This is a genomic window from Butyrivibrio sp. XB500-5 (genome assembly GCF_003625505.1).
In the GTDB taxonomy this organism is placed as follows: Bacteria; Bacillota; Clostridia; order Lachnospirales; family Lachnospiraceae; genus Butyrivibrio.
In genome coordinates this window covers 134,230-155,560 of sequence record NZ_RAIS01000006.1, presented here as the reverse complement: position 1 = coordinate 155,560, position 21,331 = coordinate 134,230, and the positions used below count along the sequence as shown (strand labels likewise).

Annotated in this window: 16 protein-coding genes; 13 read left to right on the top strand and 3 right to left on the bottom strand. The window is 42.3% G+C overall.

The features are described 5' to 3' along the window. The first annotated feature begins 10 nt into the window (after window positions 1-10). The 9 genes from D6856_RS11685 (at window position 11) to D6856_RS11645 (ending at window position 11,523) form a co-directional block, all read left to right on the top strand. Complete coding sequence (locus D6856_RS11685) at window positions 11-925, top strand: ABC transporter permease (protein ID WP_120687026.1); 915 nt, start codon at window positions 11-13, stop codon at window positions 923-925. Between the two features lie 14 nt (window positions 926-939). Next, entirely contained in the window at window positions 940-1,812 is an 873-nt protein-coding gene (locus tag D6856_RS11680; protein ID WP_120687025.1) for a carbohydrate ABC transporter permease, read from the top strand. A 38-nt stretch (window positions 1,813-1,850) separates the two neighbouring features. Continuing rightward, window positions 1,851-3,509 (top strand): extracellular solute-binding protein, encoded by a 1,659-nt coding sequence (locus tag D6856_RS11675; RefSeq protein WP_120687024.1) that lies wholly within the window; start codon window positions 1,851-1,853, stop codon window positions 3,507-3,509. 84 nt (window positions 3,510-3,593) lie between these two features. Beyond that, window positions 3,594-4,682 carry a Gfo/Idh/MocA family protein gene (locus D6856_RS11670; protein WP_120687023.1) on the top strand — a complete coding sequence of 363 codons (1,089 nt, stop codon included), beginning with the start codon at window positions 3,594-3,596 and terminating at the stop codon, window positions 4,680-4,682. Window positions 4,683-4,727: 45 nt separating this feature from the next. Continuing rightward, the gene (locus tag D6856_RS11665) at window positions 4,728-5,894 is read left to right on the top strand and encodes a Gfo/Idh/MocA family protein (protein WP_120687022.1); all 1,167 of its coding nucleotides are present in this window, start codon (window positions 4,728-4,730) and stop codon (window positions 5,892-5,894) included. Window positions 5,895-5,911: 17 nt separating this feature from the next. Further along, window positions 5,912-7,084: a Gfo/Idh/MocA family protein gene (locus D6856_RS11660; RefSeq protein ID WP_120687021.1), complete on the top strand. Its 1,173-nt coding sequence runs from the start codon at window positions 5,912-5,914 to the stop codon at window positions 7,082-7,084. Between the two features lie 130 nt (window positions 7,085-7,214). Further along, on the top strand, window positions 7,215-7,814 hold the full coding sequence (gene thrH, locus D6856_RS11655; RefSeq protein WP_120687020.1) for a bifunctional phosphoserine phosphatase/homoserine phosphotransferase ThrH: 600 nt from the start codon (window positions 7,215-7,217) through the stop codon (window positions 7,812-7,814). A 148-nt stretch (window positions 7,815-7,962) separates the two neighbouring features. After that, window positions 7,963-9,597, top strand: coding sequence for an Mbeg1-like protein (locus D6856_RS11650; RefSeq protein ID WP_158588923.1), 1,635 nt, complete (start codon window positions 7,963-7,965; stop codon window positions 9,595-9,597). A 231-nt stretch (window positions 9,598-9,828) separates the two neighbouring features. Then, window positions 9,829-11,523 (top strand): zinc ribbon domain-containing protein, encoded by a 1,695-nt coding sequence (locus D6856_RS11645; protein WP_147367836.1) that lies wholly within the window; start codon window positions 9,829-9,831, stop codon window positions 11,521-11,523. 76 nt (window positions 11,524-11,599) lie between these two features. On the opposite strand, the gene D6856_RS11640 is transcribed toward D6856_RS11645, so the two are convergent. Together D6856_RS11640 and D6856_RS11635 are read right to left on the bottom strand one after the other, a co-directional pair. Next, window positions 11,600-12,475 (bottom strand): phosphoribosylaminoimidazolesuccinocarboxamide synthase, encoded by an 876-nt coding sequence (locus D6856_RS11640; protein WP_120687017.1) that lies wholly within the window; start codon window positions 12,473-12,475, stop codon window positions 11,600-11,602. 37 nt (window positions 12,476-12,512) lie between these two features. Beyond that, window positions 12,513-14,153, bottom strand: a complete 1,641-nt coding sequence (locus tag D6856_RS11635; RefSeq protein ID WP_120687016.1) for an ABC-F family ATP-binding cassette domain-containing protein — start codon at window positions 14,151-14,153, stop codon at window positions 12,513-12,515. A 173-nt stretch (window positions 14,154-14,326) separates the two neighbouring features. Between D6856_RS11635 and D6856_RS11630 the strand changes: the two genes are divergently transcribed. The 4 genes from D6856_RS11630 to D6856_RS11615 all read left to right on the top strand — a co-directional run bounded on the left by D6856_RS11630 (window position 14,327) and on the right by D6856_RS11615 (window position 20,510). Continuing rightward, window positions 14,327-15,634 carry an MFS transporter gene (locus tag D6856_RS11630; RefSeq protein ID WP_092243045.1) on the top strand — a complete coding sequence of 436 codons (1,308 nt, stop codon included), beginning with the start codon at window positions 14,327-14,329 and terminating at the stop codon, window positions 15,632-15,634. A gap of 92 nt (window positions 15,635-15,726) precedes the next feature. After that, window positions 15,727-16,587 (top strand): glycerophosphodiester phosphodiesterase family protein, encoded by an 861-nt coding sequence (locus D6856_RS11625; RefSeq protein WP_120687015.1) that lies wholly within the window; start codon window positions 15,727-15,729, stop codon window positions 16,585-16,587. A gap of 109 nt (window positions 16,588-16,696) precedes the next feature. Then, window positions 16,697-19,525 carry a pyruvate, phosphate dikinase gene (gene ppdK, locus D6856_RS11620; RefSeq protein ID WP_120687014.1) on the top strand — a complete coding sequence of 943 codons (2,829 nt, stop codon included), beginning with the start codon at window positions 16,697-16,699 and terminating at the stop codon, window positions 19,523-19,525. A gap of 73 nt (window positions 19,526-19,598) precedes the next feature. Beyond that, window positions 19,599-20,510 carry a DMT family transporter gene (locus D6856_RS11615; protein ID WP_120687013.1) on the top strand — a complete coding sequence of 304 codons (912 nt, stop codon included), beginning with the start codon at window positions 19,599-19,601 and terminating at the stop codon, window positions 20,508-20,510. Window positions 20,511-20,599: 89 nt separating this feature from the next. On the opposite strand, the gene D6856_RS11610 is transcribed toward D6856_RS11615, so the two are convergent. Further along, window positions 20,600-21,277, bottom strand: a complete 678-nt coding sequence (locus D6856_RS11610; RefSeq protein ID WP_120687012.1) for a hypothetical protein — start codon at window positions 21,275-21,277, stop codon at window positions 20,600-20,602. Between the last annotated feature and the right edge of the window lie 54 nt (window positions 21,278-21,331).

Genomic DNA, 21,331 nt, shown 5'->3' with positions numbered 1-21,331 from the left:
GGAGGCTTTTATGAAGGATAATCGTAAGCTTTTGGCCAAAATATGGAATTATCGCTGGTTATATCTGATGCTTGTTCCTATAGTGGCTTATTACGTCATCTTTAAATACATACCTATGTATGGCGTAACCATTGCGTTTAAGGACTACAACGTTTTTAAGGGAGTACTTGCCAGTCCTTGGTGCGGATTAAAAGTTTTTAATAAGCTTTTTGCCAATAAGAACTTTTGGCTCGCTGTACGAAACACACTTATTCTTAATTTCGCAACACTGCTTGTTAGTTTTCCTCTGACCATCATTGTTTCTCTTATGCTCAATGAGGTCAGAAGCGCAGTATTCAAGAGAGTAACACAGTCAATTCTTTATCTTCCTCATTTCATTTCTTGGGTAGTTGTTGCAGCTATTTCAGTAAACATGTTCTCTGTAACAGACGGAACGATCAACATGATCGTTGAGAGAGCAGGCTTTAAAGCTATTCCGTTCCTTTCCGACAATACATGGTGGGTTGTTACTTACGTTATATGTAATGTATGGAAAGAGATAGGATGGGGAACCATTATTTATCTCGCAGCACTTACCGGTGTTGATGAGAGTTTGTATGAAGCTGCATATCTCGATGGTGCTACAAAATTTCAGAGACTTATCTATATAACACTTCCATCGATCAAATCAGTCATAGTAACAATGCTCATATTACAGATCTCCAAGATGATGACCATTGGTTTGGAAGCACCTCTTCTTATCGGTAACAAGAAGGTACTTGGTGTATCCGAAGTTATCAGTACATATACCTACAGAATAGGTATTGAGAGAGCAAAGTACAGTGATTCCACAGCGATCGGACTTTTCCAGTCTGTATTTAACATCATCGTACTTGTTCTTGCAGATAAATTTGCCAAGCTCATCGGCGAAGACGGAATCATCTAATCTAGGAGGCTTATATGACGACAAAGAAAAAACTGTCGGTAGGACTTATCATAAACGGAATTGTACTTTTTATAATCGGTTTTATCTGTCTGTATCCGTTTTTAAACGTGCTTGCATATTCAATGAGCGGATACAATGCGGTTCTATCGGGTAAGGTTACATTTTATCCCATTGATTTTAATGTTGATGCTTACAGGCAGATCCTTGGAAAGACACAGATCTGGCTTGCTATGAGAGCAACAACTATAGTAACGGTTCTCGGAACGGCACTTTCACTTATACTTACGATCTTTGCGGCATATGCATTGTCGATCAAGGATCTTCCGGGAAGAAAAACGTTCACTGTTTTCATTCTTTTCACAATGTATTTCAGTGGCGGTATGATCCCGACATTCATTGTAGTAAAGAGCCTTGGAATGTATGACACATTGCTTTCGCTGTTTTTACCTCAGGCGATCAATGTATTTAACTTTATCGTTATGCGTACTTTCTTCAGAAATCTTCCGGAGAGTTTGTCGGAGGCTGCAAGAATTGACGGTGCTTCTTATATGACGATACTGTTTAAGATCGTGCTTCCTCTTTCGATACCGATCATTGCTACAATCGGACTTTTCTATGCGGTTGCATATTGGAACACATATTTCGATGCACTTCTTTATATCAAGAGTCCTGAGAAATATACATTACAGCTACGACTCAAGAGCCTTCTGTTTGAAGGAGAGCTCAACAACTCAGGCGCCAACGTGGAGGGTATCGGTACTCAGGTTATGACGCAGTCACTTAAGATGGCAACAGTTGCGGTTTCCACAATGCCTATTCTTTTGGTTTATCCATGGCTGCAGAAGTACTTTGTTAAGGGCGTTATGATCGGTTCAGTCAAAGGCTGATCCTGTCTTAGCTTTTATAAATGCGAAAGGAGCAAAATATGAAAAAGAGAGTTATTTCTTTGGTACTTGCAACAGTATTTGCAACTACCATGCTTGCGGGGTGCGGCATCGAGAATAAGCCTGAGGCGGGCACACCAAGCACAAACACAGCTGACACAAAAGATGAGGGAGGACAGGACACTGCCGAAACTGATACACCCAGTAAGTATCAGACAACTTACGGTTCTAAGCAGTTTGATAACGTAACTATCACTGTAGAGCTTTTCGACAGAAGTAATGCGCCTGACGGTTCCACTATCACAGACAACAAGTGGACCAAGTATGTTAACGAACAGATGAACAAGGTTGGTATCAATGTAGAGTTTGTACCCGTTCCCAGATGGGATGAGGTTACTAAGATGCAGGCACTTGTACCTGCAGGGGAGGCGCCTGACCTTACACTTACATACACATATGCTTATGCAGAAGACTATTTTAACCAGGGTGGAACATGGGATCTTTCAGAGTTTGTAGACGGAAAAGATCAGGCTCAGAACTTAAGAGCTTATATCGGAAGCGACGTTCTTGATATCGGACGTAACTCAGACGGAGCACTTTACGGAATCGTAGCAAAAAGAGCTACAACAGCTAAGAGTAACTACTTCATTCGTAAAGACCTTCTTGATAAGCTCGGACTTGAGGTTCCCAAGAATCCCGATGAGCTTTACAACTGCCTTGACAAGATGGTTCATGAGAATCCCAACGGCGACAAGAATGCAGTTGGTGCTATCATCTGGAACGGCTGGAATTTAAAGGAAGTATTCTCAAAGATCGCCAACAATCCTCTCAAGAACAATATCTGCGGCGGCGGTGAGGAAGTTATCCAGGATTACTATGATCCCGGTATGCGTGACTACTATAAGTTCATGAATAAGCTCTACAACAACGGACTTCTTCATCATGAGTACTACACACTTAAGGAAGATGACTTCAAGAGCCAGATCGTATCAGGTAAGCTTTGCTTTGCCGAGTACAGTGTAAACGGTAACGTTGACGTTCTTCGTGGTTCACTTCTTAAGACACTCAGAGAGAATGTTTCTGATGCAGATTTCGTTTCTATCCCTCAGTTTGCAAACGTAAACGACGGACAGGTATACAACGCAGGCTACGGCGAGGGTGGTCTTATCGCATTCTGCCCCAAGACTGCAGACGAAGAGAAGGTTGAGGCTTGTATGACATACCTTGACTGGATGTGCACAAAAGAAGGTGGTTTCGTTCTTTATCACGGATTTGAGGGCGAGAACTATAACATGGTTGACGGCGTACCTCAGGTAATCGATGCTGAGTTCAATGCACAGGATAAGGACTGGATCCGTACAGATATCTTCCTTACAGGTAACCAGGGATACTTCGAGTCTGTTGAGGACTTCAACAAGTGTACAGCTAAAGAGGCTCCCGGCTTCGAAGATTACGTATTACAGAACTATGAGCTTGCTCTTGAAGGAAATGTTATCCACGATGCATCTTGGACATCACCTTCAACTGCTGACCTTATCACTGACCTCAACATCGCAAAGGATGATTATCAGGTTAAGGTTGTAACATGTCCTGAGGCTGAGTTCGATGCTACATACCAGGAGTACATGGATGAGCTTAAGAGCATCGGTATCGATACTATCATCGACGAGCGTACAGAGTACTACGAAGGAAAGCAGTAATAATTTTTCCAAAATGAATTTAATTTAAATTTAAGCGGGGATGGCAGCGTTTATACTGTCACCCCGCATTTTTAAGGAGAGAAGATGAGTAAACAAGACGGAATGAATTATGCACCAAAGGGGAAGCCGAGCCCTGTTGTTAAAGACGGTGAGTTCTGCATTGCTGCAATTGCACTTAATCACGGACATATATACGGAATGTGTAACGGTCTTATCGAAGCCGGAGCAACTCTTAAGTGGGTATATGACGACGATGAGAAGAGAGTTGAAAATTTTGTAAAGACTTATCCCGGAGTTAAGGTTGCCAAAAGCGAAAAAGAAATCTTGGATGACCCTGAAGTTAAGCTTGTTTGCTCTGCGGCTGTTACCAGCGAAAGATGCCCTTTGGGGATCAGGGCTATGAAAGCGGGGAAAGACTATTTTACAGACAAGGCTCCTCTCACAACTTTGGAACAGCTTGAGGAAGCCAAGAAGACAGTAGCCGAGACCGGTAAGAAGTACATGGTTTATTACAGCGAGAGAATCCATGTGGAATCGGCTGTATATGCAGGACAACTCATAGAAAGAGGTCTCATCGGAAAGCCTGTTCATGTAGACGGCTTCGGACCTCACAGGATCGGAGATCCTAAGGGAAGACCCGATTGGTTTTTTGAAAAAGAAAAATACGGCGGAATCCTATGCGATATAGGAAGCCATCAGATAGAACAGTTCTTATTCTTCTGCGGAGAAGAGAACGCGCACGTCGCTTACAGTGAGGTTGCCAATTATAATCATCCCGATCATCCGGGACTTGATGATTACGGTGATGCGATCATTGTTGGTGACAACGGCACAACACAGCACTTCAGAGTGGATTGGTTTACTCCGGACGGACTTTCAACTTGGGGAGACGGACGTACCTTTATCATCGGAACCGATGGATATATCGAGATCCGTAAGTACGTAAATGTCGGAACAAATGACGGAACGACAGATCACGTTTTCCTTGTTAATAAGGATGGAGAGCAGCACTTTGAGGTCGCAGGTAAGGTAGGATATCCTTTCTTCGGACAGCTGATCCTTGATTGTATCAACAGAACAGAGAATGCGATGACACAGGCTCATGCCTTTAAGGCTGCAGAGCTTTGCGTCAGAGCGCAGATGCAGGCGGTAGACTTAAGTCGCCGTTCATGATAGCGCAATATCCTTGAAAATAATAAGCGATAGGAGAACATACTAATGATAAATGTAGCAATAGTCGGGACGGGTAATATTGCAAACATGCACGTTAAGGGACTTCTTGAGTTCCCCGAAAGATGTAAGATTGTTGCTCTTTGCGATATATATCCCGAAAAAGCCGAGGCGATGAAAGAGAAATACCAGATCAATGACTGCGAGATCTTTGCTGATCATAAAAGCATGCTTGAGTCTGATGTAAAGATTGATGTTGTACATGTTTGTACACCTCCTTATGTTCACAGCTCGATCAGTATCGACAGCATGAATGCAGGTTGCAACGTACTTTGTGAAAAGCCTTTGGCAGCCAGCATTGAGGAGTGCAATGAGATGCTTGAAGCTGAGAAAAAGAACGGTGTAGTACTCGGCGCGATAGCTCAGAACAGATTCAGAAACGGCGTATATAAGCTTAAGAAGCTTCTTGACAGCGGACTTGCCGGAAAGCTTTGCTTTGCAGAGGTAGAATCCGCATGGTGGAGAGCTCATTCATATTATGACCTCTGGTGGAGAGGAACATGGGAAAAAGAGGGCGGCGGCCCCACACTCAATCATGCCGTTCATCATATCGATATGCTCAACTGGATGATGGGATGCGAACCCACAGAGGTGATCGCAATGCTTTCAAACGTAATGCACGACAATGCTGAGGTAGAGGATATTTCCGTAGCGTGTGTTAAGTACAAGGACAACAGCATGGCTAGGATCTTAAGCTCGGTTGTTCATCACGGCGAGGAGCAAGGAATCTCTCTTCAGTGCGAAAAAGCTAAGATTTCCGTTCCTTTTGACGTAAAAGCTGAGATCGGTCAGGCCAACGGTTTTCCTAAAGAGGGTGGAAATACTGAACTTATAAAAGAGATCACAGATTACTATAACAGTATTCCCGATCTTAAATATGAGGGACACACAGGTGAGATAGATAACTATCTTACAGCGCTTGAGAACGGAACAAGACCTCTTATCACAGGTGAGGACGGTAAAAGAACCATTGAACTTATCACAGCAATATATGCTGCCGGCATCATGAAAAAACAGGTTGAGATGCCTATTTCGATGGATTCTGAATTTGCTCATACAGGAACTATCGTTAATAAAGCTCCTCATTTCTATGAGAAAAAAGAGAGCGTTGAGAATTTCGCAGATGAATCATTTACTGTAGGAAATTATAAATAAAAGACGGAGAAGCTTAAATGATCAAGTTTGCTATTGTCGGTATCGGTAATATGGGAAGTGTTCATACGGGTAAGCTTTTTGAAGGCGCGGTTAAAGGGGCAACCCTTGCCGCGCTTTGCGACGCTGATCATGAAAAGATAGAGGCCGCAAAGGAAATCTACGGCGATAATATTGAGTATTATGAGGACTATCATGAGCTGATAAAGGCTAGGCCCGCCGATGTTCTTCTTATCGCGACTCCTCACTATCTTCATCCAATAATCGCAGAAGAAGCTTTTGAGCACGGATGGAATGTACTTACTGAGAAGCCGGCCGGTGTAGATACACTTTCTGTTGAAAGAATGAATGAAGCAGCAAAGAAGAGCGGTAAAGCATTCGGTATCATGTTCAACCAAAGAACGGATCCGCTTTATCAGGCGCTTCGCTACTATATCTCTATCGGAATGTTTGGAGAGATAAAGCGTTTTGTCTGGATAATCAGCAATTGGTACAGAACGCAGGGCTATTACGATTCTGCGGGCTGGAGAGCTACATGGAAAGGTGAAGGCGGCGGAGTACTTATCAATCAGTGCCCGCATAACTTAGATCTCTGGCAGTGGATGATAGGAATGCCATCAAGTATTCAGGCGCATTGTATCAAAGGCCATTTCCATGATATAGCGGTTGAGGATGATGCGACGATTTACGCTGAGTATCCTAACGGTTCCACAGGTGTCTTCATCACTTCGACAGGTGAGTATCCCGGAACAAACCGTATAGAGATATCGGGAACGATGGGTAAGGCAGTTGCCGAGGACGGAAAGCTTAAGCTGTTTCTTTTGCACAGGGATGAAGAGCTCCTTAGGCAGGAGAAGTACGGCTTTGTCACAGATGAGAAGGTAAGTAAGATAGAGCTTTCTTTTGGAACGGATAACAATGGCCATATCAAGATACTTCAGAACTTTACGGACCATCTTTTAACAGGAAAAGAGCTTATCGCTCCGGGATATGACGGAATCAATTCTCTGACTATCAGTAATGCCGCATATCTTTCAACTTGGCTTGACCGCAAGATAGAGCTTCCTTTTGACAAGGAGCTTTTTGTAAAAGAGCTTTCCAAACAAAAGGATAAGGACAAGCAAGGAGGAGCTGCAGAGCATAAGCTCAGTACTAACACGGAGTATTCGGGAAGATGGCAGGTTCACTGGTAAAATGTACCCTCATCTTGCATTTGAATTAATGTAAGATGAGGGATTTTCTTTGTTGTCTATGATGCTTTAATGTGTTAAAATCGTCATTGGATTGTTTATTCGGAATAGTAATTTAGATAGGAGTATTATTATGAACATCGTTTGTTTGGACCTTGAGGGCGTTTTAGTCCCCGAAATTTGGATCGCATTTGCTAAAGAGAGCGGTATCCCCGAGCTTAAGAAGACAACCAGGGATGAACCCGATTATGATAAGCTTATGAATTGGAGGATCGGAATCCTTAAAGAGCACGGACTTGGCCTTAAGGAGATCCAGGAGACCATCGCTAAGATCGATCCCCTTCCGGGAGCAAAAGAGTTCCTTGATGAGCTCAGAAAGACAACTCAGGTCATCATCATAAGTGATACATTTACACAGTTTGCAACTCCTCTTATGGAGAAGCTCGGCTGGCCCACAATTTTCTGCAATTCACTCGAGGTTGCGGACAACGGTGAGATCACAGGCTTTAAGATGAGAATTGAGAATTCAAAGCTTACAACAGTTAAGGCTCTTCAGTCTATCGGCTATGAGACCATCGCAAGCGGCGACAGCTACAACGACCTTGCTATGATCCAGGCTTCAAAGGCAGGCTTCCTTTTCCGTTCAACGGACAAGATCAAGGCTGATTATCCTGAGCTTCCAGCTTTCGAAGAGTATGATGATCTTCTTGCTGCTATCAAGAAGGCACTTTGATAATCATTTATTTGAATATTGTAATTAAGAGGAATCGCGTTCTTACAGGAGCGCGATTCTTTTTCTTTATTCATGTTGGTTTGTCTTTTTTGAAAAAAGAAGAATATAATAGAACTAGGGTTTGATTTCATGTACGATGGAGCAAAATATGGCGAATGTAATTAACTATATAAAATGGCGCGGAGATCTGACATTTGGAAGAGCTCCGTTTAATGAAGTAGATAATCTTGCGCTTTCGCTTCTTGTTTACAATGATTTTACGGGAATAATCCCCGGAAAAGATGAAGAGGGAAGCGTAACTGTAAAAAAGGCATCCGAAGAATTTATTAAAACATATTCGTTGGAGGGCGCGCCTAAAACGGACTTTGGCTGGGTGCCCTACTATATGAGGAATTCCAAGAGGTTCGGAGAGCTCAGGCTTTCCGATTATCTTGATATTAAAGATACCGAGAGAGATATGATGATCACGGCATTTACCGTGCATTTTCCAAGCGGTGCCGTTTTTGTGGTGTTTAGAGGAACCACAATGGAAATTGATGACTGGAGAATGGACTTCCAGATCAGTTTTGAAGAGATTAAAGCGCAGAAAGCCGCTGTTAAGTATCTCAATCATATTTTGAATAAATACGCAGGTGATGTGTATGTCGGCGGACATTCCAAGGGCGGTAATCTAGCTCTTTATGCGGCTATGCATATATCCGATGATGTTCAGGACAGAATTAAACATATATACAGCAATGACGGCCCGGGCTTTTGTCCCGAGCTTATCGATATGAAGAAGTTTGAAGATATCAAATGGAAGCTTACGCATATCGTTCCTACATACAGTATAGTGGGAATGCTCTTTGAACTTCCTGTTCCGCACAAGATAGTTGCCAGCGATGCCACTAAGCTTTTGCAGCATTCGGGTATGACGTGGCAGGTAGAGGGAGACCATTTCGTAATCAGATTGCATCTGACAGAAGAAAGTTCGGGACTTAACAGGGTTATTGATGACTGGATCGGTAATGCCACCATGGAGCAGAGAAAGTCATTTACCAAGGATATGTTTGACTCGATGAAGTCGGGCGGCGCGGTTTCACTTGAAGATATATCCAAGAGTGGGATCCACGATTTCGGAACGATAATCCTATCCGCAGCGGGATCGGAGAGTAAGACCAAGATACTCCTTGGCAAGTTCTTCGGGTCACTATGGCGTGAATTTGAGAAGATAAGGATTCTTGAAGCTCTTAAGACGCAGCAAGGTATTATTGATGTCTTTCTTATATTGTTGGGCATTATTTTCCTTGCCACACCTCAGGCTGTATATAACGTTATAGGCGGCGGTGTAGCGATTTCTTGTGCGATCTGGAGCGCCACAAGGCTTATCAAGGCAGGCCTTCGAGAAGAAAAAGCCTATATTAAGCGAGGCAGAATGGTATTCCACATATTTGTGCTTAGCTTTATGGTCTTTATTCTTTCTAATATTGAGAGAATTCCAAAGTGGACCAATGCGCTTGTTTCCATAATATTCTTTTACCTTGCGATTGCCAGTGTGTTCTATATAGTTAAGCACAAGGATACCATCAAAAAGGGCGGAATATTCTGGATGATCACGATAGCCGTTATTAACCTTAATCTCGGCATAATCACATTGTTCATGCCGCAGCGCCTTAACTACGGTAAATCCATCACTGTGGGAAGTTACCTGATACTTATCGGTATCGTAAGACTCGTTATTCAGATTTTGACAAAGAAAGGATTGCCCGAACGACCGGTCAATCCGTATGAAAATGAAGTGTAAAACTACTTTTTTACCGTAGAAAAAAATCATAATAATGTCCAAAGAAAAAGTACCGCCACCGGGATCCTGCCGCAGTGACGGTACTTTATAATTCTGAAAGGTTATTCATGTTCCCTTTCCTCCTTCACTTTTTATATCGTCTTTTAAATTCCCGCCTTTATAGCTTTGAATTAAATTCATATATTTGTTAGAATGATTTACAAAATGTTTATAAATTTAGGGAATGACTATATGAAATGCAATAATTGCGGACATGAAGTGAAAGAGAAATTAAAATATTGCCCAATTTGCGGTAATCCAATGATATCTATTGATGACAGCGGTTGGGAAAAGATAGAAGTAGAAGAGAAGATCTTTAAAGATGTTCCTGAAGATGATCAGGATAAATACGATGCTGTAGAACAGTATAATATAAAAAAGAAAAAAGAGATCAGGAAGGAGAAAGGCATTGTTGCGGTCATCCTAACTGTTTTGTTCGTGTTTATCGCATGTCTTTTTATAATTCCTAATTTCTGGTCTGTTTATTATACGTTTAAAAGTCCCGTTGTATCTAAATTTATCGATCCAGACTCGGATATAGTGAACCTTGCCGAGAATAACGGCGTTATATATAACAATCGAGGCAAAGTCAATTCGGAGTTTAAAGATAATCTCAGCAATATGATCTATATTCCCGCAGGTCATATCGGTATTGTGGTAGATAATGACAATAATCTTTATTTTATAAACTGCGAGGATCTGACGACGGAATATATTGATCACGCGGTTGGATACAGCTGCAGTTATTACGGTGCGGTTTTATATTATATCGATGATGGTGGCAGGCTTAAGGTGAATGACCTTGCCAATAGGAAGTCCTGGATTCATAAAACAAATAATGAAGTTGTCAGTGCGGCAATGTCACCTAATTCAGGTTATCTTTGCTGTGAAGAAACCTGGTATGATGTTAATAATGGCCAACAGTATAAGGTCTGTATAGTCGATAAAAACGATAATGTTATATATGAGTATACTATCGGAGATGAATTCTATGATCTTCTTGGCATGAGCAATGACGGAGACACTGTTTATATGTGCTCTTATAGCCTGGGAAGATTATATTGTCTGCATGATAAGCGTTTAAAAACAATCTATTGGTCGAATATCTACAATGCCGATCAGCTATATTTAAACAGTGAGCAGAATAAGCTGCTTTTTGTAAATAACGGTAAGGTATATTATCACGTTGCGGGAGAAGAAGAGTGCAAGGAAGTGTTCACGGGAACCAATTGCATGGTCTATCCAAAGGCGAATGTCGATATTATCGATAATATGCATTTTATTCTTGAAGAAGATTTTGACGGATACGTTATCTGTGAGCAAGGCTTTGGAAATGAGAGTAAGTACTACTGGCTTAATGAAGATATAAAGCCTATTCCGTTTGCAAAAAATGATATAGAGTATACGGTAGAAACCGTAACTACCGATAAGCATGGATATAAGTTTTTGTACACATACGGATCCGAAATTCATTATGCTACATTAAACGATGGAAAATCAGGCGATGTAACTCTTAAAGATATCAAGGACCCTGTTTTACAGATTGTTTCGGATAATCAAGCTGTTGATATTTGGATATCGACAGCGGGCAATAAGATATATCATGTAAGAGGCGATGCCATCGAACAAATTTATGAGCATCCTATTTCAGACGGTGAAGATCCCCCGGAACTTGCTTATGATTCACTTACTGAATTTTTGTATTATACGACTCCGGATAATAAGCTTATCGGTGTAGATAAAGAAGATGAAGTCAAAATGCTGATAAAAGGTGTTAAGGGCTTTGTCCAAGGAACCGAGGATTCGGGAGATATAATCTTTGAGTTTAAAGGCGGGGCAGAGTATAGGATCATATTCGATAAACTTATAAGATTTGATGATCAGTGATAGGAACAATATATTTATGATAAAAAAGCGGCTTGGGTACTTATGTACTCAAGCCGTTAGTGTTTATTAATAATTATTATACGTTAAGTTCTGAACCTGTAAGGAGCTTATATGCTTCAAGGTACTTAGCGATAGTCTTGTCGATGACATCCTGAGGAAGATTGTAGTCACACTCGGGATTAGCCTTTAAGTAGTCACGAACAAACTGTTTATCAAATGAAGGCTGACCGTGACCGGGTTCATAGCCGTCTACGGGCCAGAAACGTGAGCTGTCGGGTGTGAGCATTTCATCAGCAAGCACAACCTCGCCGTTTTCATCAATACCGAATTCAAACTTGGTATCTGCGATTATGATACCGCGAGTGAGAGCGTAGTCTGCACATTTTTTATAAAGAGCAATAGTGTAATCCTTGATCTTGGTTGCGTACTCAAGTCCTTTTCCGGGGAAAGCCTTTTCAAGTACCTCTACGCTGCGGTCAAAATCGATGTTCTCATCGTGATCGCCGATCTCAGCCTTGGTGCTGGGAGTGTAGATGGGTTCAGGAAGCTTGTCGCATTCCTTAAGACCTTCGGGAAGCTTGATTCCGCATACGGTTCCGTTTTCTTTGTAGCTGTTCCAACCGCTACCTGTGATATATCCTCTAACGATGCACTCAACGGGAACCATATTGAGCTTTTTGCAAAGCATGCTGTTTCCTGTGAAATCAGGTGTTCTGAAGAACTCCGGCATATCAGCTGTATCAACGCTGATCATGTGGTTAGCTACGATGTCTTTGGTGTAATCAAACCAGAATCTGGACATCTGAGTAAGAACAGCACCTTTCTTGGTTACTTTGTTTTTGAGAATTACATCGAAAGCAGAGATTCTGTCTGTTGCTACCATGATCAGGTTTTCACCGATATCATAGATTTCACGAACCTTACCTTCTTTTACAGGACTAAATGTTTGCATAATTGCTCCTCCTTAATATATAGAAAAGATAACTTTATCAGTCGTCTTCCTCTTCCTCAGCTACTGTATTATAAACTGTACGTTTTCTTGCCATCTCGTCACTTTCAAGATACTCATCATAGGTAGAGCGCTTGTCAACAAGTGTTCCGTCGGGAAGGATCTCCATTATTCTGTTGGCTGTAGTCTGAACTACCTGGTGGTCACGACAAGCAAAAAGCTCAACTCCGGGGAACTTGATCATTCCGTCGTTAAGAGCGGAGATTGATTCCATGTCGAGGTGGTTTGTAGGCTCATCGAAGATGAGGCAGTTAGCACCGCTGATCATCATCTTTGAAAGGAGACAACGAACCTTTTCTCCTCCGGAAAGGACTTTAACCTTCTTAACACCGTCTTCACCGGCAAAGAGCATACGTCCAAGGAAACCTCTTACGTATGTAGCGTCCTTGATCTCTGAATATCCTGTAAGCCACTCTGTGATATTGTAGTCATTGTCGAATTCCTTAGTGCTGTCCTTGGGGAAATAAGCCTGAGATGTAGTTACACCCCATTTATAAGTTCCCTCATCGGGCTCGATCTCACCTGTAAGGATCTGGAAGAGAGTAGTCTTTGCAAGCTCATTGCCGCCGACAAATGCGATCTTGTCATCGTGCTGAACAACGAATGAGATGTTATCAAGTACCTTTTCTCCGTTGATGGTCTTGGAGATTCCGTCAACTGTAAGTACCTCGTTACCGATCTCTCTTTCGGGTCTGAAATCAATATAAGGATATTTTCTGCTTGAAGGCTTGATAGTATCAAGCTCGATCTTCTCAAGAGCTTTCTTACGTGAAGTAGCCTGCTTGGATTTACTTGCGTTAGCAGAGAAACGAGCGATGAACTCTTTAAGTTCCTTGATCTGTTCCTCTTTTTTCTTATTGGCTTCCTTCATCTGTCTGATCATGAGCTGTGAAGACTCATACCAGAAGTCATAGTTACCGGCAAAGAGCTGGATCTTGCCGTAGTCGATATCTGCGATATATGTGCAAACTTTATTAAGGAAGTAACGGTCATGAGATACTACGATAACGGTGTTCTCAAAGTTGATAAGGAACTCCTCGAGCCATGCGATGGCATCGAGATCCAAGTGGTTGGTAGGCTCGTCGAGAAGGAGAATATCGGGATTACCGAAAAGAGCTCTTGCAAGAAGGACCTTGACCTTCTGGTTACCGTCAAGATCTTTCATGAGCTTGTAGTGATTCTCTGTCTCGATACCAAGTCCGTTAAGAAGAGACTCTGCATCTGACTCAGCTTCCCATCCGTTCATCTCGGCAAATTCAGCCTCAAGCTCACTTGCTCTGATTCCGTCCTCGTCTGAGAAATCCTCTTTTGCATAAATAGCGTCTTTTTCATTCTTGATCTCGAAAAGTCTTGCGTTACCAGCAATAACGGTATCAAGAACAACATTGTCATCGTATTTGAAGTGATCCTGCTCAAGGAAAGAGAGACGCTGACCGGGAGTTATAGCGATATCACCGTTTGTTGTCTCAATCTGTCCTGAAAGGATCTTAAGAAATGTAGATTTACCTGCGCCATTTGCACCGATGATTCCGTAGCAGTTACCCTCGGTGAATTTGATGTTTACATCCTCAAACAGAGCTTTTTTACCGACTCTTAGTGTTACGTTATTAGCACTTATCATTAAAAATAGCCTCACTTAATAAAATCAATTATCTTTGCAACAGTTCGTATTATAGGAGAATCTTCCATAAAATGCAATATATCCGCGGCCAATTGTTTTTACCGTAATTATAAGCTATTATATATAGACGTGAAAAATGTTTTCTTATTAATACGCATAAAGGGGACTATCAAATGAAGCTTAATTACAAGAGAACTTTACTTATCGGTTTTGCATTTCTTGCTATCTGTGCCTTTTGGCAATTCTATGACAATGAGATTCCCAAGATCCTTAAATATACATTTGGCCTTGGAGAGACCGCTACGGGAGCGGTTATGGCTATGGACAACGTTCTTGCGCTTTTCCTTCTTCCGCTTTTCGGATCTCTTTCGGATAAGACCGAGACCAAGATTGGTAAAAGAATGCCTTACATAATCACAGGAACCGTTCTTTCCATTATATTTTTGTTCGTGCTTATAGCCGTGGCAAGAAACAGCGGAAGCCTCCTTATTTTTATAGGAGTTCTTTTACTTCTTCTTATATCAATGGGAATATTCAGATCCCCTGCGGTTTCGCTCATGCCCGATCTTACGCCTGCACCTGTACGAAGCAGCGCGAATGCGATCATCAACTTAATGGGCACTCTCGGCGGAATCTATGTGCTTGTTATGACCAAGCTTTTGCTTAAAGAGGCTGCAAATCCGGCAGATACAAACTACATGCCTTTTACCTTGAGTGTCATTATCTGCATGGCTATCGGAATAGGTATTCTTGTTCTTACCATTAAAGAGAATGCGATCAAGAAAAAGATAAAAGAAGAGGGCGGTCTTTTATCGCTGGGAGATGAGCTTGAAGAAGACGGGTGCTCTTTCAGAGAAAAGACTACAGTGTCAAAAGAGGTTGAAAAGAGCCTTAGGTTCCTTCTGGTATCGGTATTTCTTTGGTATACGGCTTACAATGCGGTAACAACCGCTTTTTCCAGATTTGTTGTAGAAGTATGGGATTTAAGAAACGGAGCATATGCGACATGCCTTTTGGTTGCAACTGTCGCAGCCACATTAAGCTATGTGCCGATCGCATATATATCGGGTAAGATCGGAAGGAAAAAGACTATTTTAATAGGAATAGTTATCATGGCAACCGGATATATATCGGCCGGAATGTTCCACAGCTTTTCGTCCCTTATTAATATATGCTTTATTATGGTCGGAATAGGATGGGCTTCCATCAATGTAAATTCATATCCCATGGTTGTGGAGATGTGTAAGGCTGGAGATATAGGTAAATTTACCGGTATGTATTATACCTTCTCCATGGCTGCTCAGGTGTTTACACCTATTTTTTCGGGATTTTTGCTTGAGCATATTTCCTACAAAACACTCTTCCCGTATGCGTTTATTTTCTCCGCATTTGCGTTTGCGACTATGCTCATGGTCAAGCACGGAGACACTCGTCCGGATAAAAAGAAGAGTATTTTGGAAAATTTTGATATAGATGACTGATTTTTCTGCAATTTATTGTTGTCAATTAGACAATTAGGCTGTAAAATATTTAGCGGACGCGTTACGAATTATATTACTAGGAAGTGGTTTGAATGTTCTTATTTGAGGTTTTATGCGCTGTTGCAGTTATTTTGATCGCGCTATATTTTATCATGATAATGCCCAGGATGTTCTGCAAACCTTCCAGAGAACCACATGTCAAAGTGCTGTATGCTCATCGCGGACTTCATGACAACAACAGTGAGGCCCCCGAGAATTCAATGGCTGCTTTTAAGAAGGCTGTTGATGCAGGCTACGGAATAGAGTGCGATGTTCAGCTCTCTAAGGACGGAGTTCCTGTTATATTCCACGATTTCACTCTTGAGAGAGTGGCAAGGAATGAGGACGGAACACCTGCAAAAGGTAAGGTTATCGATTATACCTATGAAGAGCTATTGCAGTTTAGGCTCCTTAATTCCAATGAGCGCATCCCCAAATTTGAAGATTTCCTTAAGCTTGTAGACGGCAAGATACCGCTTATAATCGAGCTCAAGATTGAGCTTAAGGACCTTTCGGTATGCCCGAAGGTAGACAATCTTCTCAGAGATTACAAGGGAGTTTATTGTATAGAATCTTTCAATCCTCTGGGACTTATATGGTACAAGAGACATAATCCCGGTATCATGCGAGGACAGCTTTCAGATGAGTTCCACAAGGAAAAGCCTGAAGAATTCAATACATTTTTGTATTTTTCCCTTACATATCTTTTCCTTAATGTGCTTGCTAAGCCCGATTTTATAGCTTACAACCACAAATATCCTTATAACTTGTCGCTGTGGCTGTGCAGACATTTATATAAGAATTTAACCGCAGCATGGACGATAAAGAGTGAGGAAGAGCTCGACAGAGCCAAGAGAAACTTTGATATCTATATCTTCGATAGTTTCATACCGGCCGATGGCCCCAATCTTTGATAATTAACTGCATCTTTTTACTATTTGATAAAAGAACCGCAGTAGTTATAAATAAAAATGTATATATGAAAGGTTGCCATTATAGAGGAATGGCAAGAAAGGTAAAACAATGGCGAACAAGTGGGTTTATATGTTCAACGAAGGTAACATGACAATGCGTAACCTTCTCGGTGGTAAGGGTGCTAACCTTGCTGAGATGACAAGTATTGGTCTTCCTGTACCTCAGGGATTCACAATCACAACAGAGGCATGTACACAGTACTATGAGGACGGTCGTAAGATTAACGACGAGATCATGGCTCAGGCTATGGAAGGCGTTAAGAAGATGGAAGAGATCAACGGTAAGAAATTCGGCGACCTTCAGAATCCTCTTCTTGTTTCTGTTCGTTCAGGAGCTCGTGCTTCTATGCCCGGTATGATGGATACAATCCTCAACCTCGGTCTTAACGATGAAGTAGTTGCAGCAATGATCAAGGGTAACCCCGATCCTGCATTCGAGCGTTTCGTATATGATTCATATCGTCGTTTCATCCAGATGTTCTCTGACGTAGTTATGGAGGTTGGTAAGAAGTACTTCGAGCAGCTTATCGACCAGATGAAAGAGAAGAAGGGTGTTAAGTTCGACGTTGACCTTACAGCAGCTGATCTTAAGGAGCTTGCAGAGCAGTTCAAGGCTGAGTACAAGAACCAGCTTGGTAAAGACTTCCCTTCAGATCCCGTAGAGCAGCTCAAGCTTGCTATCGAGGCTGTATTCCGTTCATGGGATAACCCTCGTGCTAACGTATATCGTCGTGATAACGATATCCCTTATTCATGGGGAACAGCCGTTAACGTAATGCCTATGGTATTCGGTAACCTTAACAATGAATCCGGTACAGGTGTTGCATTCACTCGTGACCCTGCTACAGGTGAGAATAAACTTATGGGTGAGTTCCTTATCAACGCTCAGGGTGAGGACGTAGTTGCCGGTGTTCGTACACCTATGCCTATCGCTCAGATGGAGCAGGAGTTCCCTGAGGCTTATGCTGAGTTCATCAAGGTTTGTGATACTCTTGAGAATCACTACCATGACATGCAGGATATGGAGTTCACAGTTGAGAACAAGAAGCTCTACATGCTTCAGTGCCGTAACGGTAAGAGAACAGCTCCCGCTGCTCTTAAGATTGCTTGCGACCTCGTTGATGAGGGACACAAGACTCCTGAAGAGGCTGTAGCAATGATCGATCCTCGTAACCTTGATACACTTCTTCACCCTCAGTTCGATGCTGCTGCTCTTAAGGCTGCAACACCTATCGGAAAGGGTCTTGGTGCATCTCCCGGAGCTGCTTGCGGTAAGGTTGTATTCACAGCTGATGACGCTGTAGAGTGGGCTGAGAGAGGCGAGAAGGTTGTTCTTGTTCGTCTTGAGACATCACCTGAGGATATCACAGGTATGAAGGCTGCTCAGGGTATCCTTACAGTTCGTGGTGGTATGACATCACACGCTGCCGTAGTTGCTCGTGGAATGGGTGAGTGCTGCGTATCAGGTTGTGGCGACATCAACATGGACGAAGAAAACAAGAAGTTCACACTTGGCGGAAAAGAGTTCCACGAGGGAGACTTCATTTCAATCGATGGTACAACAGGTAACATCTACGAAGGACAGATCGCAACAGTAGACGCTCAGATCGCCGGCGAGTTCGGACGTATCATGGCTTGGGCTGATGAGTTCAGAAGACTCAAGGTTCGTACAAACGCTGATACACCTGCTGATGCTAAGAAGGCTAGAGAGCTCGGTGCTGAGGGTATCGGTCTTTGCCGTACAGAGCACATGTTCTTCGAGGAAGACAGAATCGCTGCATTCCGTGAGATGATCTGTTCAGATACAGTAGAGGAGAGAGAAGCTGCACTTGATAAGATTCTTCCTTATCAGCAGAATGACTTCAAGGCTCTCTATGAGGCTCTTGAGGGATGCCCTGTTACAATCAGATTCCTTGATCCTCCGCTTCACGAGTTCGTTCCTACAACAGAGGACGAGATCAAGAAGCTCGCTGATGCTAAGAATAAGAGCGTAGAAGAGATCAAGGCTATCATTAATTCTCTTCACGAGTTCAACCCTATGATGGGTCACAGAGGATGCCGTCTTGCAGTTACATATCCTGAAATTGCTAAGATGCAGACTAAGGCTGTTATCCGTGCTGCTCTTGAAGTTCAGAAGGCACACGCTGATTGGAACGTTAAGCCTGAGATCATGATTCCTCTTGTATGTGAGGTTAAGGAGCTTAAGTACGTTAAGAAGGTAGTAGTTGAGACAGCTGACGCTGAGATCGCTGCTGCAGGCGCTAAGCTTGAGTACGAAGTTGGTACTATGATCGAGATCCCCAGAGCTGCTCTTACTGCTGACGAGATCGCTAAGGAAGCTGATTTCTTCTGCTTCGGTACAAACGACCTTACACAGATGACATTCGGATTCTCTCGTGATGATGCAGGTAAGTTCCTCAATGCTTACTATGACACAAAGATCTTCGAGAACGATCCTTTCGCTAAGCTTGACCAGACTGGTGTTGGTAAGCTTATGGAGATGTCACTTAAGCTTGGTAAACCCGTTAATCCTGCTCTTCACGTTGGTATCTGTGGTGAGCACGGTGGTGATCCTTCATCAGTTGAGTTCTGCCACAAGATCGGTCTTGACTATGTATCATGCTCACCTTTCCGTGTGCCTGTTGCTAGACTTGCTGCTGCTCAGGCTGCTATCGCTGACAAGGCAAGCAAGGCTGATACAAAGTCTTTCGTAGACGATGAGACTAAGGAGAAGCTCAACGAGGCAGCTAAGAAGGCTGAGGCTATTGCTAAGGAGCTCGCTGAGACTTCAGCTGAGGTTGCTAAGGCTGGTCTTGCAGGTCTTAAAGCCGGACTTGAAGAGGCTAAGAAGGTTTACAACAACTCAAAGAAGAACTAATAGTTGAAAAACTATAGTGATAAGGAAAGGGCTGTCCGTTTGGGCGGCCCTTTTATTAGAAAGGAAAACAATTATGTGGTTGTTTTTTGCATTGGCTACGACTTTTATATGGGGCCTGGCCGAGCTCTTTTATAAAAAGGGAGCAAGAGAGCATGAAAAGTATGCTCACCTTAAGATATGCGTATGCGTCGGTGTTGTAATGGGAATACATGCGCTCTTTACGCTTATTACCAAGGATATAAATTATGATCCGATAAATCTTATCAGATACCTTCCCGTATCTCTTTGTTATATCGTATCAATGGCGTTTTCATTCTTTGGAATGAGATTTCTTGAAGAGTCTATTTCAGACCCAATAGAGAACACATCGGGAGCTCTTTGTTCACTTATGTGCGTTGTGTTTCTCGGAGAAACTATAGCAAGAGGATCGGTTGTCGCTATAATAATCATCGTTATTGGTATTCTCGGAATCGGATTTTTGGATAATACCGGTGATACGGACAGGAAAAAGAAGATAGGAAAGAAGATGGCTATCATAGCCTTTGCAATGCCTTTTTGCTACGCCATGATCGATGCGCTCGGAAGCTTTCTTGATATATATTTCTTAGACATGGAAACAAGCCCTTTATTTGGCGTTACGGAAGATACGATAGAAGAGGTAGCAAATACTTCATATGAGCTTTCTTTCTTTATCGTAGCGGTTATTTTAATGATCTTTATGCTTGTAAAGGGAGTTAAATTTGAACTGCCTACGCAGAGAGATAAGATACTTGCAGCTGTATGCGAGACTGCAGGTCAATTCACATACGTCTATGCCATGAGTGGAAACGGCGCTATCGCCGCACCGATAATATCATCCGTATGTGTGGTTTCGTTGATATTATCTCGACTTGTTTTAAAAGAGAAGTTAAAAGCCAAACAGTATTTCTTTTTGTTCTTAGTTATAGTTGGAATTTTAATCTTAGCTATTATAGAGGGAGATTGATTTAAAGAGTAATTTTGTGTATATCTGAAAAAAGTGCTGTTCTCGGACGAGAGCAGCACTTTTCGGATAACACAAATCTTACTCATGAATCAGTACAATCTTGTTGCCTGATCGATCAGGCCAAATGGACTGTCATTGGTTCCTGCTATAGAAAAAAGCATAACATATCCGTCTTTGGTAAGACACAGGAATCTTTGCCTGAAGTTTACACCGTCGACTTTTCCGGTGACATTTAAAGAAGGATGCTTCTCTCCGAGAAAAGCTATTGAATCTATGGTTGCATTTAGATCGCTGAATCCACCGACATTGTTATAATCGTCTATTACCTGCTTTGCCTTGGATTCAACAATGCTTTTTTCATCGTATTTATCTGTTATGTTCTTGCCAACATAGGTAGCTATAACGGTGAATACCGAGGATTTGTTGGTGGTCGCATTAGCTAGGATAACAGGTGTGCTGCCGTTGATCTGATCGATAATGGCATTTACGGCGGCAGGATCGGATACTTTTTTGCCCAGCTCCGTGAGCTTTCCGTCTCTATCGAACTTCATTCCTTTAAGAACAGGGAAGCGTACGTTGAAAAATGAGTTTTCATAGGCTCCGTCTTTAATCTCACCGAGTGTAAATACGGTGTTTTGAGTTTCTGTCGCGTTTGCCTCGTTTTGAGGGAGCTCATTCGTTTTTTCGGTTGCATATGCGGGAGCTGAAAACAGCATAGATAATGCAAGTACCGGAATTATTATCTTTTTATTCAGTAATTTATTCATGGTAATTCTCGTTTTCCCTTTATTTTATATTAAGCGTTATATATACTTTATCAC

What these genes read in the sequence shown, in the direction of transcription:
- D6856_RS11680 (WP_120687025.1), top strand. Translation starts at nt 940, where the DNA reads ATGACGACAAAGAAAAAACTGTCGGTAGGACTTATCATAAACGGAATT.
- D6856_RS11640 (WP_120687017.1), bottom strand. Translation starts at nt 12,475, where the DNA reads ATGCAAACATTTAGTCCTGTAAAAGAAGGTAAGGTTCGTGAAATCTAT.
- D6856_RS11665 (WP_120687022.1), top strand. Translation starts at nt 4,728, where the DNA reads ATGATAAATGTAGCAATAGTCGGGACGGGTAATATTGCAAACATGCAC.
- thrH (WP_120687020.1), top strand. Translation starts at nt 7,215, where the DNA reads ATGAACATCGTTTGTTTGGACCTTGAGGGCGTTTTAGTCCCCGAAATT.
- D6856_RS11670 (WP_120687023.1), top strand. Translation starts at nt 3,594, where the DNA reads ATGAGTAAACAAGACGGAATGAATTATGCACCAAAGGGGAAGCCGAGC.
- D6856_RS11645 (WP_147367836.1), top strand. Translation starts at nt 9,829, where the DNA reads ATGAAATGCAATAATTGCGGACATGAAGTGAAAGAGAAATTAAAATAT.
- D6856_RS11675 (WP_120687024.1), top strand. Translation starts at nt 1,851, where the DNA reads ATGAAAAAGAGAGTTATTTCTTTGGTACTTGCAACAGTATTTGCAACT.
- D6856_RS11615 (WP_120687013.1), top strand. Translation starts at nt 19,599, where the DNA reads ATGTGGTTGTTTTTTGCATTGGCTACGACTTTTATATGGGGCCTGGCC.
- D6856_RS11630 (WP_092243045.1), top strand. Translation starts at nt 14,327, where the DNA reads ATGAAGCTTAATTACAAGAGAACTTTACTTATCGGTTTTGCATTTCTT.
- ppdK (WP_120687014.1), top strand. Translation starts at nt 16,697, where the DNA reads ATGGCGAACAAGTGGGTTTATATGTTCAACGAAGGTAACATGACAATG.
- D6856_RS11685 (WP_120687026.1), top strand. Translation starts at nt 11, where the DNA reads ATGAAGGATAATCGTAAGCTTTTGGCCAAAATATGGAATTATCGCTGG.
- D6856_RS11610 (WP_120687012.1), bottom strand. Translation starts at nt 21,277, where the DNA reads ATGAATAAATTACTGAATAAAAAGATAATAATTCCGGTACTTGCATTA.
- D6856_RS11660 (WP_120687021.1), top strand. Translation starts at nt 5,912, where the DNA reads ATGATCAAGTTTGCTATTGTCGGTATCGGTAATATGGGAAGTGTTCAT.
- D6856_RS11650 (WP_158588923.1), top strand. Translation starts at nt 7,963, where the DNA reads ATGGCGAATGTAATTAACTATATAAAATGGCGCGGAGATCTGACATTT.
- D6856_RS11635 (WP_120687016.1), bottom strand. Translation starts at nt 14,153, where the DNA reads ATGATAAGTGCTAATAACGTAACACTAAGAGTCGGTAAAAAAGCTCTG.
- D6856_RS11625 (WP_120687015.1), top strand. Translation starts at nt 15,727, where the DNA reads ATGTTCTTATTTGAGGTTTTATGCGCTGTTGCAGTTATTTTGATCGCG.